16 protein-coding genes are annotated in these 14642 nt (G+C 45.3%); 13 read left to right on the top strand and 3 right to left on the bottom strand.

All coding sequences use genetic code 11. From position 1 onward, the window contains the following. Positions 1-2: 2 nt before the first annotated feature. Both KVT36_RS28450 and KVT36_RS28445 read left to right on the top strand, forming a co-directional pair. Positions 3-245 carry an acyl carrier protein gene (locus KVT36_RS28450; RefSeq protein WP_089920150.1) on the top strand — a complete coding sequence of 81 codons (243 nt, stop codon included), beginning with the start codon at positions 3-5 and terminating at the stop codon, positions 243-245. Beyond that, the gene (locus KVT36_RS28445; RefSeq protein ID WP_254640235.1) at positions 245-1615 is read left to right on the top strand and encodes an AMP-binding protein; all 1371 of its coding nucleotides are present in this window, start codon (positions 245-247) and stop codon (positions 1613-1615) included. Before KVT36_RS28450 ends, KVT36_RS28445 begins: the two co-directional genes overlap by 1 nt. Before the next feature lie 53 nt (positions 1616-1668). Here the strand turns inward: KVT36_RS28445 and KVT36_RS28440 are convergent, their stop codons facing one another. After that, on the bottom strand, positions 1669-4020 hold the full coding sequence (locus tag KVT36_RS28440; protein ID WP_217606831.1) for a TonB-dependent receptor: 2352 nt from the start codon (positions 4018-4020) through the stop codon (positions 1669-1671). 131 nt (positions 4021-4151) lie between these two features. Beyond that, entirely contained in the window at positions 4152-6002 is a 1851-nt protein-coding gene (locus KVT36_RS28435) for a hypothetical protein (protein ID WP_217606830.1), read from the bottom strand. A gap of 227 nt (positions 6003-6229) precedes the next feature. On the opposite strand from KVT36_RS28435, the gene KVT36_RS28430 reads away from it, so the two are divergent. The 10 genes from KVT36_RS28430 to KVT36_RS28385 all read left to right on the top strand — a co-directional run bounded on the left by KVT36_RS28430 (position 6230) and on the right by KVT36_RS28385 (position 12643). Further along, positions 6230-6553, top strand: coding sequence for a DUF4870 domain-containing protein (locus tag KVT36_RS28430; RefSeq protein ID WP_217606829.1), 324 nt, complete (start codon positions 6230-6232; stop codon positions 6551-6553). 54 nt (positions 6554-6607) lie between these two features. Further along, positions 6608-7585: a hypothetical protein gene (locus KVT36_RS28425; RefSeq protein ID WP_217606828.1), complete on the top strand. Its 978-nt coding sequence runs from the start codon at positions 6608-6610 to the stop codon at positions 7583-7585. Positions 7586-7592: 7 nt separating this feature from the next. Beyond that, entirely contained in the window at positions 7593-8330 is a 738-nt protein-coding gene (locus KVT36_RS28420) for a hypothetical protein (RefSeq protein WP_217606827.1), read from the top strand. Positions 8331-8399: 69 nt separating this feature from the next. Continuing rightward, entirely contained in the window at positions 8400-8972 is a 573-nt protein-coding gene (locus tag KVT36_RS28415) for a Crp/Fnr family transcriptional regulator (RefSeq protein WP_217606826.1), read from the top strand. Between the two features lie 110 nt (positions 8973-9082). Beyond that, positions 9083-9619, top strand: a complete 537-nt coding sequence (locus KVT36_RS28410; RefSeq protein ID WP_217606825.1) for a YceI family protein — start codon at positions 9083-9085, stop codon at positions 9617-9619. Between the two features lie 10 nt (positions 9620-9629). Then, positions 9630-9848 carry a 4-oxalocrotonate tautomerase family protein gene (locus tag KVT36_RS28405; RefSeq protein ID WP_217606824.1) on the top strand — a complete coding sequence of 73 codons (219 nt, stop codon included), beginning with the start codon at positions 9630-9632 and terminating at the stop codon, positions 9846-9848. Between the two features lie 63 nt (positions 9849-9911). Continuing rightward, positions 9912-10646, top strand: a complete 735-nt coding sequence (locus tag KVT36_RS28400; protein ID WP_217606823.1) for an SDR family NAD(P)-dependent oxidoreductase — start codon at positions 9912-9914, stop codon at positions 10644-10646. Between the two features lies 1 nt (position 10647). After that, a complete protein-coding gene (locus tag KVT36_RS28395; protein WP_217606822.1) occupies positions 10648-11100 on the top strand; it encodes a nuclear transport factor 2 family protein in 453 nt (150 codons plus the stop codon). 11 nt (positions 11101-11111) lie between these two features. Next, positions 11112-12197: a nitronate monooxygenase family protein gene (locus tag KVT36_RS28390; RefSeq protein WP_217606821.1), complete on the top strand. Its 1086-nt coding sequence runs from the start codon at positions 11112-11114 to the stop codon at positions 12195-12197. A 29-nt stretch (positions 12198-12226) separates the two neighbouring features. Continuing rightward, complete coding sequence (locus tag KVT36_RS28385; protein WP_217606820.1) at positions 12227-12643, top strand: SDR family NAD(P)-dependent oxidoreductase; 417 nt, start codon at positions 12227-12229, stop codon at positions 12641-12643. A gap of 19 nt (positions 12644-12662) precedes the next feature. Here the strand turns inward: KVT36_RS28385 and KVT36_RS28380 are convergent, their stop codons facing one another. Beyond that, the gene (locus tag KVT36_RS28380) at positions 12663-13409 is read right to left on the bottom strand and encodes a sulfite exporter TauE/SafE family protein (protein WP_217606819.1); all 747 of its coding nucleotides are present in this window, start codon (positions 13407-13409) and stop codon (positions 12663-12665) included. 260 nt (positions 13410-13669) lie between these two features. On the opposite strand from KVT36_RS28380, the gene KVT36_RS28375 reads away from it, so the two are divergent. Continuing rightward, positions 13670-14221 (top strand): dihydrofolate reductase family protein, encoded by a 552-nt coding sequence (locus KVT36_RS28375; RefSeq protein ID WP_217606818.1) that lies wholly within the window; start codon positions 13670-13672, stop codon positions 14219-14221. Positions 14222-14642 lie beyond the last annotated feature (421 nt).

Below are 14642 nucleotides of genomic sequence, written 5' to 3'. Positions count from 1 at the left end.
ACATGAACGCAACGCAACAACTGCAGGATATATTCGCTGCCGCCTTATCCATCCCGGCAGCGCAGGTCACCAATGAGCTGAGCTATCAAAGCATCCCCGAATGGGATTCCGTATCACACATTTACCTGATCACTGAGCTGGAAGCTGCTTTTAATATTTCTATTGATACGGAAGAAGTATTGGAAATGAGCAGCGTGGAAAAAGTAAAGGAAACACTGCGCAAACATCAAATAGCTATTGACTGATGATGAGATTGTATGACCTGATAGCTGCCAACCCGCAGCTGGTATATGTAGATCCCGCTACTGGCCAGCATTTCCGGGTAACTGATCTTACACATACCCTGGATATTGAGCCGCGGCGTGGCCTGGCATTCTTATATATTGATAACAGCATTGCGGCTATTGAAGCTTTATTAAACTTCCTGGATAGCCCGTTCACCATTGCTTTACTAAGCCCTAAGCTAAACATAACCTACAAGCAGCAGCTGGAGCAGCTGTACAGGCCTTGTTATATTTATGATCCATCCCGCACAACCGTGGAAGGATTTGAAGCTACCACCCGCCTGTTCAGAAATAGTACGCAATCTGACTACTCCATTCACCCGGATATTAAAGTATTGTTAAGCACTTCCGGTACCACCGGCTCGCCCAAGTTTGTAAAGCTGTCGGAAGATAACCTGGTGCAGAATGCCTTATCTATTATTGATTATTTACCAATACAGCACCATGATGTAACCCCGCTTACCCTGCCGGTATTTTACTCATACGGGTTATCTGTTCTCACCACTAATAGCATGGCTGGCGGGCAGGTGGTATGTACCAGCCGGGATGTGGTGCAAAAAGAGTTCTGGGAAGATTTTACCCGGTATGGCTACACGTCAATAGCAGGCGTGCCCTATGTATATGAAATGCTGCACCGCATTGGGTTCTGTAAAAAAGAATACGCATCCCTGCGGTATATGACGCAGGCCGGCGGCAGGCTTAGCCCGGTGTTGGCCAAAACATTCGGGGAATATACGGCTGCCCGGGATAAACAATTCTTCATTATGTACGGACAAACGGAAGCCACGGCGCGTATGGCCTACCTGCCGCCGGAGGCGCTGCTCAGCAAGGCCGGCTCCATTGGTTTACCCATTAAGAACGGCCGTTTTGATATAAGCCCTGACACGCAGGAGCTGGTATACACGGGCCCTAATGTGTTTGGCGGTTATGCTACCGGCCTGGCTGGTCTGCAAACCTTTGATCACAACCCTGTTTTGCATACCGGTGATATGGCCGAAAAAGATGCGGAGGGTTACTATTACATTACCGGCCGTATGAAACGGTTTGTAAAACTATTTGGTACCCGCGTGAACCTGGATGAGGTAGAGGCCATCCTGAAAAATGCGCTGAATGGAGGAACGGTGGCATGCATAGGCGTGGAAGATAAGTACCTGCTGGTGCAGCACCTGGGAACGCTGGACGGAAGCGCCATCAAACAATTACTAAGCGAAAAGCTGCAGCTGCATGTTAGCGCCTTCCGGATACAGCAGGTTGATGAGATATTATTAACGCCCAACGGAAAAGTGGATTATACTGCCATGCAGCAGGTGGGGCTGGCAGAAAAGGTATAAAACAAAAAAGACCTGAACGCTCAGGTCTTTTTTTGTTTTAATGGAAAAGGCTATCAGAACTTAAATGCTACACTAGCCAGAAAATTCAGCTGTTTCTGCGGTGTACCATTGGTATTCCAGTATTGTTTATTTAACAGGTTGTTGCCTTTTACAGACAGGCGGAACTTAGGCTGGTCGTAAAAGATAGTGGCATTCAGTAAGGTATACCCCGGCAGCACAAATGTGTTGGTAGCTTCAAACCACGAATCGCTTACATAGTTGCCGCCCACGCCAAAACCCAGGCCTTTCACTTTGCCTTGCGGAATAGCATAACTTACCCACAGGTTGGCTACATCTTTAGGTGCAAAAGTTACATATTTACCTTCCAGTGCAGAAGATGCTTTCGTGTATTTGTTCTCGTTATGCGCATAACCCGCTATAATATTTACGCCGGTAGCGGGGTTGCCGATCACTTCTACCTCATAGCCTTTGCTGTGCTGGGTGCCGTCCTGCACGGTGAAATTTTGCCCGTCAATTACTTCTATACGGGTGGAGTTGGTAACCGAAATGTCATAATAGCTAACAGAGCCGCTTAATTTACCGCTGATCACATCAAACTTCACCCCACCTTCCCACTGGTTGCCATATTGAGGTTTTAGCTCCAGGATGGTATTGTCCGGCTGTGGAGCTGGCGCCAGGTTCACAAAGCCATTCATGTAGTTACCAAATACAGATACTTTTTCCGGTATCACCTGGTACACCAACCCGAATTTAGGCGACAGGGAGGTTTGGCTGTATTCGCCGGCATACTTACCCGTAGCAGGGGTGTACGTGCCTTTTGTGGTGAACCGGTCTACCCGTAAGCTTAACATGGCCATCAGGTTAGGCGTAATGTTCAATACATCGGAAGCATATGCGCTGTAGCTGTAAGCTTTAGTGGTAGTGCTGGCAAAACCTTTCTGAACAGAAAGTGCATTCAGCTTTTCAGCACTAACGTCTTTTACAGGCTGGCGGATGTTTACCGTATCCACATTTAAAGTAACACGGTATAAGTCGTTATAGTTATAATTATAATCCAACCCGATCACCATACGGTTGCGCAGTGATCCTATGTTAAAGTCACCGATGAAATTCTGCTGCAGCTCTGTATTACCAAAGGTTTCCGGGGTTTGGTTCCTTACAGAACGGCCCATGGTAGAATCCGTGAGCATTGTAAGGGTGGTCCAGTAAAAATGCTTGTAAAAGCCGTCTGAATACAGGTAGTTGGTTTGTGACTTCCATTTATCGGATATTTTATATTCTACCAGCGCCTGTACATTATTAATACCGTTACTAACATCTACACCATTATTAATGTAAGAAGCTTTATAATTCAGCTGCAGATCTTTAAAGTTATGGGCGGTTACATTTTTCAGTGATCCAATGGCCAGGGAGGCAGTAGTATAGTTAGCGCGGGTAAGCTCCGCTTCTACCGTAAGCTTCAGCCGCTCATTTACCTGGTACGAGAAGCTGGGCGCAACTGTATAGTTCTTTGCATATCCCTGGTCCTGGAATGAGCCTTCTGATTGTGCAGCGGCGTTCATGCGGAACAGTAAGGTTTTATCTTTATTCAGCGGGGCATTTACATCTGCAGCAACCCGGCTTAGCTCGTAGCTGCCGCCGGTATAGCTGATCATACCGCCAAAATCTTCATACGGTTTTTTAGTCACGTAATTAAAAACACCGCCAAAAGTAATGTTGCGGTTACTGCCGAATAAAGTACCGGCAGGCCCTTTAATAGCTTCTACCCGCTCCAGGATGATGGGGTTTAATGGAACTACGGCGCTGGTAACCAAACCATTCCGCATGCCCACGGTATTGGAAAAGCCGCGCATGGTCATACCCTGTGAGCCGCCGGCTATAAAGTTAGGTACGGCGCCGGGAATGTTCCGGTAAATATCCGTACGTTCAGTGGCTACCTGTTCATCCATCAGCGCTTTACCCACCACCTGGTACACCTGCGGGTTTTCCAGGTTTTTGATAGGCAGGCGTGCAATCTGCTCACTTTCCTTTTTTGCAAATTTATTTTTGGTATGGGTAATAATGATCTCCTGCAGCTGTGTGCTGGATACCTGCAGCTGTAAGTTAACAGTGGCGGTTTTATTCCTTTCTACGGTTACACTCTCCGTGAGTGTTTCATAGCCTACCAGCGATACTTCCAGCTCATAGCTGCCGGGCGCCAGGTGATGAATGCTGAAAGTACCATCATCATTACTCAGTGTATTTTTAGCAGTTCCTTTTACTACAATGCTTACCGCTGCTGCGGCCTTGTTATCATTGGTGGTGATTTTCCCTTTAATGGATCCGAAGTCCGTTTCATTTTCATCGTTCATGGCAAAACCAAAGAGAGGGAGTAGGAGGAGTATAAATTGTATAACCCGCTTCATGACAATATCAGATTTCCGCAAAGGTGCGGGCAGAAATGGGAAGACATTTTAACAATCCGGAAAAGTTTTTACGGAAAAGGGAAAAATTGAGGCTAACTGCGAAGAATATATGATAGGACCGAATTGGAAGCTTACCCCAGGTTCTGTAAAAAAACATTCAGGTCTTCCTCTTTCCCTAATCCCAGCTTTTGTTTGATCCGGTACCGGCTCATGCGCACACTCTTAGGCTCAATATGCAGGATCTGGGCAATTTTCTTCGTATCCATCTTAAGGTGCAGGTAAGCGCACAGCTTCAGGTCAAGAGGGGTGAGCTTTTGCTGGGTTCTTTCATTTAACAGGTAAAAGAAATCGGGGTGTACCTGCTGGATCTGCAATTTCACATCTTCAAAATCATTATCCAGCAGCTGTTCCTCATTCCAGATCTTATTGATGTTTAACAGGTCATTATCGTTAATTTTTTCTTTGATCTGCAATAACATCTCTTTTTTATGCTCCAATTGCAGCAGGTTGGCCATGGCTTCTTTTTGCAGCTGTTGTTGCTGGGCTTCCAGCAGCTGCTGTTCGGCCTTTAACCGGGATTGTTCCTCTTTTTCCAGCTTCATCTGCAATTCAGCTTCCTGCTTTTCCAGCTGCAGCTGTTTTTCCCGTTGCAGTGAATACCGCAGCCTGAAATGGTAGGAGCGGAACATAAAGATCAGCCCCAGGAGGGAAACGGCGGCAATGCCAATATAGAAGTAGTTCTGCATGCGGCTATATTGCTCCCGTTGTTTTAGCATTAGTACTTCGTTATTTTTTTTTTCGGTCTCGTACTGTATTTCCAGCTTTTGGGCATTCAGCGCCTGCTGCCGGTCAAAGAGTTTGGCTTTATATTCGGTTATTTTTTTCTGAAATTCCAGGGCTTTTGTGTAATTCCCGTTTTTCTCATAAAGGTTGGCCAGCGCCGTTACTACGTTAATAAGGGTGTAATAGTAAGGATCCTTCTGGTCTTGCATTACGGTGTAAGCCTCCAGCAAATAATTTTCTTCCAGTGCTGTTTTTTTATCCCGCTTAGCATATTCGCTTAAGATACCCAGGCTGCTGGCCATAATTTCCTGCCCGTATAAAGTACTTTTTGCCGCTGTTTTAGCCATGTTGGCATATTGAATGGCGTTTGCCTTCGCCTTTTCGTCTGTTGCCGGAAAATTTCTTAAATAATAATCAGCACTATTTATACAGGCTATAGCATAGGTTTTTTGTGCTACTTCCTTAGGGTGTTGCTGGTGCAGGTCCTCAACTTTTCTTAAATAATAAATAATAAGATCCCGCTGGTCTGTGCTCTGGGATTTTTGGTAGTTATAATCAGCAGCGGTTGATTGCGCTATGTAACAGTTGCTTAGCAGGTTATAATCACCGGTTTGCAGGGCATTTTCAGTAGCTTTCTGTGCATAGGTATTCACTTTCTGTACATCATCCCACAGGGTGTTCAGGGCATACATCAGGTAATATATTTTAGCGGAAATATAAGGTTCCGGGTTTTGCCCCTGTGCCTTAAGGCCCAATTGGGCGTAGTTGGTTACGGAATCGGCATTGTCGAGCGCATTATATAATAAGGCCTGGGTGTAATAACCATAAGCCATGGCAATAGGGGTACGCGCCTTTTGGGCAATGGACAGCGCGGTGTCGCTTGTTTTTTTCAGGATGGCAAACTGTTTGGTATTGGCGTAAATATTAACCAGCACCGTATAGGCCCTGGTGGCTGCGGTAAGATCCTTCAGCTGCAGGGCAATGCCCGCGCCCTGTTGTGCTGTTGCTATAGCGGATGGATAATTTTCGTTTATACGGTAAGCTTCTGCCAGGTGGGTAAGGTGGGCGGCTTGCTCCCTCTGGCCTGACCCGGCAGCCGGTTGTGAATGGTCCGGTGAAGAAGTTTGCGCAGTAGCTATGAAACAACATAAGCTTATACCTATCAAAAAGAATACACCTTTTACCCCTATATATTTCATACCGCAAAAGTAGTATAAAGATTAAAAGACCCGCCCGCCCGGGCAAAAAAGTCTACATCTACAGGAGTTGTAATGATTTGATAAACAAGTATTTAAAATAATTGTAGACGCATTGTAGATGGTATTTCAGCCCGGTGTAGATGGTCTGTAGCAGGCTGATATTTGGAAAGGCCTCTGACTAAACCCAGTTTTGTGCAGGCAACTTAAAACCTAAAAAACTAAGCCTTATGAACAACAAAACATTATCTGTGATCTCCTACATTACTCTTATCGGCTGGGCAATCGCCTATTTTAGTGGAAAAGAAAAGGCGGATCCCCTGCTGAAATATCACCTGCGGCAGGCATTAGGATTGGCCATTGTAAGTATTATATTAAATGTAATATTAAGTGTTATCGCCACTATAGTACCCTCCCTGTCTTTTCTGAGCATGATAGGCCTGGTTATTTTCGTGCTTTGGGTAATGGGTATTATTAATGCCGCCAATGGTGCGCAAAAACCTATCCCGGTAATTGGTAAAATGTTCGAATATAAGTTCTCTTTCATTGGGTAGTCGCCGCCGGCCTTTATATCCATCACCCCTTAATTAAAACCCATCCGGCTGACAATGAAACGTGGCTTTTTATTATTCGCAATAATTAACGCGGTGTTTTTTGCGATTGTCCTTCCCATGCTTTTGTATTACAACATCAAAAGTGAATACCCACCCAACCTCCGGGAAAGGGATCCCTGGTTTGCGCTGAGCGTTGCAGCAGCTTCTGTGGTGATCTGGGGGGTAGTGTTAGCCGGATATTTCCGTAAATGGATCATAAATATTTTTATTGCCAAACGGAATATAACCTACCTGAGAGAGAAAGGGATACGACGGGAAGCTAAGATCATGGCGGTCACAAAAACATCAAAGCCCAATGCAGGTTACGATGCTTATGATCTTAACCTGTCATTTAAAAACCTGGTGGGTGCTGAAATTTTACAAAAGGCAAGTATAAATGACGCCAAGCCTTATGAACGCCGTTTTGAAGTAGGAAAAAAGATTGAGCTGTTACTTGATAAAGAAGTAAAGCATGAGCCCTATTTTATTTTTGCAACTTCAGAGGCCACTATTAAAAAAGCAGCTATTGCGCTAATCAGCTTCGGCTGGTTAGCGCTTACTGCGCTGGTAATTGCTTATTACGGCTACGCCTATTTATCAGAAAGTGAAGGTATGGGATGGCGTTTTATGAGTTTGGGCCACCCGCTTATTGTTTGCCCGGCCATCCTCTTATTTTTCCGGATTATCATCACACTTATTTACCATAAGCTGGCTAAGCCCGGTGATGCAGTATCTATTAAGTTTAAAGGCATACAAACCGATGCCCGGCTGCTTAAGGCCAGCCAAACCGGTACCTACATTAATGAGCAGCCACAGGTAAAATTTGACCTTGAATATACTGATCACCTGAAAAAGACCCACCACGCAAGCCTGAAGAAAATTGTAGGCCTGCTGGAATTAGATACCCTTAAGCAGGAGCATATCTCTATTTATTACCTCAAAGAGAAACCGGAAAAAATAGCATTTGCAAGCGATCTAAACGAATTAAGCTGAATCATCTATGAAGGCATTACGCTCCGTTATTATTGTGCTGGTCCTGTGCAGTTCCGGCTGCAAGCAGGTATTAAAAAGTGTGGAGGAAACTTTTAAACCGGATAGTGCTGCCGTAAGCAGGGAAATTCAAAAGCAGGCTGCTGCTGATAGTTCGGCTAAACCGGTGGCAACACAACAGGAAAGCCTTAGTATAAAAATAGAAGCACATATATCAACGGAAACACATACTTCAACTTCCACCACCACCCATACTCATGCTCCCACCAGGGAAAGCAAAAAATTCTTAACAGACACTACCCGTTTAAAAAAGGCGGAGAAGGCTTTAAGAGCCCTGCCACAATTTGCCGGTAAGGAGATCTTCATTTACCGCTCCGTTCATTTTTATGGGGATGGAAATATTATGCTTATGCTCCGGCATCCTGAAAACCCTAAGTACGTAGACAATTACACGTACAGTGATGGCAAATGGTCTGCGCCCACACCTGCACAAATATTCTTACATGATGATGTAGACAGCAAGCTGGTTTCTTTAGACAGGATCAGCTTTGCCAATGCAGCCAGGGTGGCCCGGGTTTATAATGGGAAGGCTGCAGAAGTGGAGGGTGCAAAACAGGCGACCACTGTTTATGTATCCATCTGGGATAAAAGGATGCGCTGGTTCCCGGGAACTATTAATGGTACCCGTGAGCGTTATGATATACAGTTTAATGAAGATGGAAGCTTAAAAAGCTTCCGGCAGGAATGACATCCGGAAGCCCCTGCCAGGTCTTTAGCTGGATTAGGATGATCAGGAGTTAATTAATAACTTCGGTTCATGAAAGCTGAAACTATTCTGAAGGACCATTTATTAAAAATAATTGATCTTAACGACGAACAGTTTAGTTATGTATTCTCCCATTTCAAACCCATGTCCTTTAAAAAGGGCCAGGCCATTATTGCAGAGGGAGATAAAGTGAGCTGCGAGTACTTTGTAACAGCCGGTTGCCTGAAATCATTCTATATTAACGACGATCTGAAAATGTTCATCCTCCAGTTTGCAATGCCTGGCTGGTGGGCATCAGACTATAATGCTTTATACAATGGTATTAAAGCTACCATTGGTGTAGATTGTATTACGGATGCCGAAGTCCTTTGCCTGTCCAATGCCGACCGCGAAAAGCTGTGCAGCGAGCTGCATGCGGTTGAACACTTCTTTCGCTGGCGTACCAATAAAGGTTATGTAGCGGCGCAGAAACGGCTTTTGTCATTCATGAACAACGATGCAAAACACCGGTACGAAGAGCTGCTTAATACCTATCCACAGTTATATAATATCGTTTCCAAACAACTTATTGCCGCTTACCTGGGCGTTTCCCGCGAAACGCTAAGCCGCCTCTACCATGGTTAAAATTTGATGTAGATCACATAAAACGGGCACTATTATAAATGTGATGCAGGTCACATGCTTTCCTCGTCATTCCACTCCACCTTTGTGTTGTCATTAAAAACATAAAGAAAATGGAAACTAAAAAATTTAATATCGTAAGCACCCAAAGCAATATTGATTGGGTGGGCCGTAAAGTAACCGGTGCACATAATGGCACCATCGGCATCAAAGAAGGTTCATTATTATTTGATAATGATCGTTTGACCGGCGGCAGGTTTGTTGCTGATACCACCTCCATCAAAATACTGGACATAATGGACCCCGCCACCAATGCGCAGTTTGCGGGGCACCTGGCTTCGGATGATTTCTTCAGCTCAGCGCAATATCCCGAAGCAATATTTAACATCACTTCAGTAAGCGGCGCCCATATTGAAGGTGATCTCACCATAAAAAACAGCACGCATCCTATCAGTTTTGATGCACAGATCAATCTTTCCGGCGATGTGGTAACCGCATCAGGCACTATCGTGGTGGACCGCACCCAATACGGTATGAAGTTCCGTTCTGGAAGTTTCTTCAAAGACCTGGGCGATATCCTGATCTATAATGATTTTGAGCTGCAGGTGAATATCACTGCTACAGCTGCTAAAGAAAATGTTTTAGCTTAAAACCACAGCCATGCCATATGTAAAAATAGAGGTGACCCGTGAAGGCGTTACCCGTGAACAAAAACAGCAGTTAATAAAAGGTATTACAGACCTCATTACCAGCACGCTGAATAAGGACCCTCATCTTACCCACGTGGTGATCCAGGAAATTCACCTGGATGACTGGGGTTATGCAGGGGAGCAGGTATCTGTTTTAAGAGAAAAGGGCATAACGGCGGAAAAGAAATAATACCATGGAACCATTATGAGGATACTCATAATGGCTTCATGCTCACTTAAAAGAATTATTCCAATGAAAAAGCAAACAATAATCGTTACCGGTGCATCATCCGGTATAGGGAAAGAAGTGGCCCGTTATTTTTTAGAACGGGGCGATAATGTGATCATTAACTCCTCCACCCCCGAAAAGCTGGAGCAGGTTTACCAGGAGCTTGGCGCTGGCCCCAACCTGGCTATGATTGCGGGTAATGTGAGTGATAAACGTACCGGCGAAAAGCTGGTAACCACCGCCGTTGAAAAATTTGGTTCGGCAGATGTGCTGGTGAATAATGCCGGGATCTTTGGCACCAAACCTTTCCTGGAAGTGGATGAAGCTTACCTCGACAAATTTTTAAACACCAACCTGAAGGGAACCTATTTCACCACCCAGGCAGTCATTCCGCAAATGTTAAAACAGCAGAACGGTGTGGTGATCAACCTTGGTACGCCCATGGTTAACCATGCTTTTGGCGGGGTGCCTGCCAGTGCGGCGGTGTCCAGCAAAGGCGCCATCCATGCGCTTACCCTTCAGCTGGCAGCGGAGTTTGGCAAACATAATATAAGGATTAATACCGTGGCCCCGGGCGTAATACGCACACCCATGCACAATGGCCAGGACGATAAAAGCGCTCACCTGCATCTTCTCAATCGCGTGGGTGAAGTAGAAGATGTAGCTCAAATGGTGTATACCGTAGCTAAGAGCACGTTTATCAATGGCGCCATTATTAATGTGGATGGTGGCATGGCCGCCGGACATAATTTAAACTGATATGAAAGCAATTTTGTCAACAGCTTTCCTGCTGGGCATCGTACCGGGTTTGAAAGCACAACAGCTAAAGAAAATGCAAACCGATCAGCAAGACAAAGCCGCCATTACACAGGCGCTGGAGAACATTTACTTCAAAGGGATCTATGAAGGGAACGTTAGCCTGTTAGCACAGGTGTATCATCCCGGCACCTTATTATTCGGTGACGTAAAGGGGCAGCCCTATGCCAAAACCCTGGAGCAGTACCTGGATGGGGTGGCGCATCGCCAAAGCCCCAAAGATTCGGGCAAACCATTTAAGGGCGATATTTTAGCCGTGGATGTGATCAATTCTATCGCTGTAGCTAAAGTGCATGTAAAAATGTATGAGTTTAATTATGACGAGTTCCTGTCGTTCCATAAAATTGACGGCAAATGGCTCATCGTAAATAAAATGATCAGCGACGTTAATCTTTAAAATAGAAAGGCATGTGGTACAACACAAAAGCAAGTGAAATTTTAGGCATTCAGTATCCCATTATGCAGGGACCCTTTGGCGGTGGATTGTCGTCCGTTGAGCTGGTAGCAACAGTATCCAATGCCGGCGGGCTGGGAGGCTATGGCGCTTACACTATGAGCCCGCAGGAGATCTACGCGTTGGACCAGCAGTTGAAAGCTGCTACGGATAAGCCCTACAACATTAACCTGTGGGTTTCAGATACCGATGCGGTGAATGGTACTGTTAGCGCTGAACAATATCAAAAGGTAACACAGCTGTTCAAGCCCTATTTTGACGAAGCCGGCATACCCCTGCCACCACAGCCCGCGCCCTTCAGATCAAGATTTGAGAACCAGGTGGAAGTTATACTAAGCATTAAGCCTAAAGTATTCAGCTTTATGTTTGGCATACCCACAGCAGATATCCTGGAGCAGTGCCGCAGGCTGGGTATTAAAACCGTGGGGGCGGCTACCACGCTGGATGAAGCAATTGCGCTGGAAAATGCCGGTGTGGATATGATCATTGCCTCGGGTTTTGAATCGGGTGGTCACCGGCCCTCGTTCCTGGCCCCGGCTGAACAGTCAACTACAGGTACTTTTGTATTGCTGCAGCTGATCCGGGAAAAAGTAAAGCTGCCTATCATTGCCGCAGGAGGCATTGCTACCGGCCGTGGAATAGCCGCAGCCCTTACCCTGGGCGCCGATGCAGCGCAGATAGGTACTGCTTTCCTGGCCTGTGACGAATCGGGTGCGCTGCCCATTCACCGGGAAATGTTATTCTCTGATGCTGCAAAATATACTATGCTGTCAAGAGCTTTTACCGGCCGTTTAGGCAGGGGCATCACTACGCGTATTGCCAAAGACTTGATAGGAAAGGAAAACCAGATACTACCATTCCCCCTGCAAACCACCTTCATGTCATCCTTGCGCAAGGCTTCGCTGGAGCAGCAGAAACATGATATGATACTTTTCTGGGGCGGCCAGATAGCGCCGGTATTACGCCACAAAAAAGCGGCCGCGCTGATGCAGTCGCTCATTGAAGAAACCACCTCCCTAACCGGAACATATACACGCTAAAAAGTTAAAGCCATGAACACATCAAAAGTATGGTACGTAACCGGGGCGCGGCATATGCAGCTACCAAAGCCGCTGTGGCGGCGTTTTCAGAGGTGCTGGCTTTGGATGTAAAAGAGTTCGGCATCAAGGTTACCGTGGTTGAACCATCCGGTTTCCGTACCGGCTTTCTCACCCAAAACTCGCTGGCTTATACGGAGAGCAGGATCGATGGTTACCAGGCGGTGAAAGATACACAGACCCGTTACCTGGCCCGTAACGGCAAACAACCCGGTGATCCTGACCGTGCGGCTGAAATACTGATCCAATTATCTGAAAGTGAACAACCGCCGCTGCACCTTTACTTAGGGAAAGATGCCTATAACCGGGCGTTGGAAAAGCTTAAAGTTATGACGCAGGAGATAGAGGATTGGAAAGCGGTAACTATTTCGGCAGATTTTGAAGTATAGATATTTAGCAGGGAATTGCTTAATGCTTCATTCCCGACAGTGTAAAAACGATCAATAATAAACCAATGGCGATCAATCCCCAATAAACATATTTGAAGAATGAGCCATCCCGTAGCTTACGGTTGAAATACCTGCCCAGGAAAATAGCCGGCACTATAGCAGGCAGGCAAAACAAAAAATACCTGATCACTTCCAACCCCAGCAATCCTTGTATAGCATAACCAACAATACCAATAAAGCTGGCCGGCAGGAAGTAAGCCTGGAGGGTGGCCCTGAAATGTTTTGCACTCCATTTTCTCATATTGCCGTACACTACCAGCGGCGGGCCATTAAGACCGTAAGCCCCGCCAAGCACACCTGATAAAAAGCCGCAGGCAAACAGCCAGAAGCGGCTGTCATGTTCAAGCCGCGGAGGGTTTTTTAGCAGCAAGGTATAAGCACTATAGCCTATAATAAGTAATCCCAAAACTATTTTTACCCAGTATTCGTTCCCGTATGTAAGGATCAGCAGTCCCAATGGTATGCCCAGTATGGCATATATGATCAGCCACTTAGCGCTGTTAAAATGGATCTCCCTGTGATCCTGGATAACAACTACAGATGCCACGAAAACGGACATCAGTACAGATAAGGGAACCGCTACGTTAAGCGGGAGAAAAAGCACAAATAAGGGAACTGCGATCAGAGATTCCCCGAACCCGAAAGTAGAGCGCACCAGCGTTGCCAGGAAACTGATGCCTATTATGCATATAAGCGTTAAAAACATAAACTGATCAAAAATGTCCGGCCGGAAAAGTAAGCCATGAAGACCCCTGAATTTCCATTCCACCCGCGCTTAAATTTGTCAAAATACCTATTATAACGGCAGCGCTGTATTTTTTTATTTGGGAAGTAAAATGTAAGGTTATTCATATGATGGGTTGGGAGATGGCGTTAAAACCCCTTTTTTTGTCGCGGAATACCCTCATAATATTTAATGCCCTCCCTTAGTTTTAGCTTATAGTCTTAAAAACAAAAACTGATAAAATGAGAACTGTAACGTTCGGTATGAACATTAGTATAGACGGCTACTGCGATCATACTATTTTTAATCCAGATGAAGAGCTGATGGATTATTTTACAGGAATGATGGACGATGTTGACCTGTTATTTTTTGGCCGTGTCATGTACCAGCTCATGTTTCCCTATTGGAGCGATGTTGCGAAAAGTCAATCCGGCACAGCAGCTGAAAATAGATTTGCCAAAAGGCTTAGCGCTATCGATAGTGTTGTTGTTTCAAGATCATTGGACAGCGGCGATGCAAATACGCGGATTGTCCGCAGCAATCCTGCGGCAGAACTCCTGGAACTGAAACAGCAACCCGGTAAAAAAATTTCAGTAGACAGTGTAAGCCTGCTTCCGGAGTTGATTGCAGCAGGCCTTATCGATGAATTTAACCTGGTTGTTCATCCGGTGATCGCAGGAAAGGGGAGACCATTGCTGGATGCCGGAAGCCTTCAGGAAAAACTTGATCTAAAGCTGGCCAATACCATACATTTCAAATCGGGGTGTGTGGCACTTCATTATTTGAAAGCATAACAAAAGAAAGTAAAAAGGACCAGCTTTAGACACGCTTTATCGAGGGCGATTTGAGATCGATGGCAACTTATATGAATACTCAGATCAAAACAAAGCTTATTATTACATAGATTTTTATGAGGAAAACCATGCTGTCGGGATGTTTGCGAACAGTCTTAAGGTGTTAGTTTATGATAAGGAAAACTTCCGGTTCTCCATTTGCAAGATCAATAGATACCAGCCTGAGACCGTTTATTAAAAACCTGGATGATCTGTTTGAAACCTTATCGCAAAAATCATAAGAAGAAAATTGCCAATTATACTAATAGCCGAAAGGAAAAAAACTTAACAATTTAAAAACTAAAATTATGAGAGCAATTTATCCCTGGGTCAACTTCCATGGCCATGGCGAAGAAGCATTCACCCTTTTCAAATCAGTTTT

The sequence above is a fragment of the Chitinophaga sp. GbtcB8 genome, assembly GCF_019091455.1.
Taxonomy (GTDB): domain Bacteria; phylum Bacteroidota; class Bacteroidia; order Chitinophagales; family Chitinophagaceae; genus Chitinophaga.
Note: the sequence above shows the minus strand (reverse complement) of the source record. Positions and strands in the feature narration are given on the sequence as shown.

What these genes read in the sequence shown, in the direction of transcription:
- KVT36_RS28450 (WP_089920150.1), top strand. Translation starts at nt 3, where the DNA reads ATGAACGCAACGCAACAACTGCAGGATATATTCGCTGCCGCCTTATCC.
- KVT36_RS28445 (WP_254640235.1), top strand. Translation starts at nt 245, where the DNA reads ATGATGAGATTGTATGACCTGATAGCTGCCAACCCGCAGCTGGTATAT.
- KVT36_RS28440 (WP_217606831.1), bottom strand. Translation starts at nt 4,020, where the DNA reads ATGAAGCGGGTTATACAATTTATACTCCTCCTACTCCCTCTCTTTGGT.
- KVT36_RS28435 (WP_217606830.1), bottom strand. Translation starts at nt 6,002, where the DNA reads ATGAAATATATAGGGGTAAAAGGTGTATTCTTTTTGATAGGTATAAGC.
- KVT36_RS28430 (WP_217606829.1), top strand. Translation starts at nt 6,230, where the DNA reads ATGAACAACAAAACATTATCTGTGATCTCCTACATTACTCTTATCGGC.
- KVT36_RS28425 (WP_217606828.1), top strand. Translation starts at nt 6,608, where the DNA reads ATGAAACGTGGCTTTTTATTATTCGCAATAATTAACGCGGTGTTTTTT.
- KVT36_RS28420 (WP_217606827.1), top strand. Translation starts at nt 7,593, where the DNA reads ATGAAGGCATTACGCTCCGTTATTATTGTGCTGGTCCTGTGCAGTTCC.
- KVT36_RS28415 (WP_217606826.1), top strand. Translation starts at nt 8,400, where the DNA reads ATGAAAGCTGAAACTATTCTGAAGGACCATTTATTAAAAATAATTGAT.
- KVT36_RS28410 (WP_217606825.1), top strand. Translation starts at nt 9,083, where the DNA reads ATGGAAACTAAAAAATTTAATATCGTAAGCACCCAAAGCAATATTGAT.
- KVT36_RS28405 (WP_217606824.1), top strand. Translation starts at nt 9,630, where the DNA reads ATGCCATATGTAAAAATAGAGGTGACCCGTGAAGGCGTTACCCGTGAA.
- KVT36_RS28400 (WP_217606823.1), top strand. Translation starts at nt 9,912, where the DNA reads ATGAAAAAGCAAACAATAATCGTTACCGGTGCATCATCCGGTATAGGG.
- KVT36_RS28395 (WP_217606822.1), top strand. Translation starts at nt 10,648, where the DNA reads ATGAAAGCAATTTTGTCAACAGCTTTCCTGCTGGGCATCGTACCGGGT.
- KVT36_RS28390 (WP_217606821.1), top strand. Translation starts at nt 11,112, where the DNA reads ATGTGGTACAACACAAAAGCAAGTGAAATTTTAGGCATTCAGTATCCC.
- KVT36_RS28385 (WP_217606820.1), top strand. Translation starts at nt 12,227, where the DNA reads ATGGTACGTAACCGGGGCGCGGCATATGCAGCTACCAAAGCCGCTGTG.
- KVT36_RS28380 (WP_217606819.1), bottom strand. Translation starts at nt 13,409, where the DNA reads ATGTTTTTAACGCTTATATGCATAATAGGCATCAGTTTCCTGGCAACG.
- KVT36_RS28375 (WP_217606818.1), top strand. Translation starts at nt 13,670, where the DNA reads ATGAGAACTGTAACGTTCGGTATGAACATTAGTATAGACGGCTACTGC.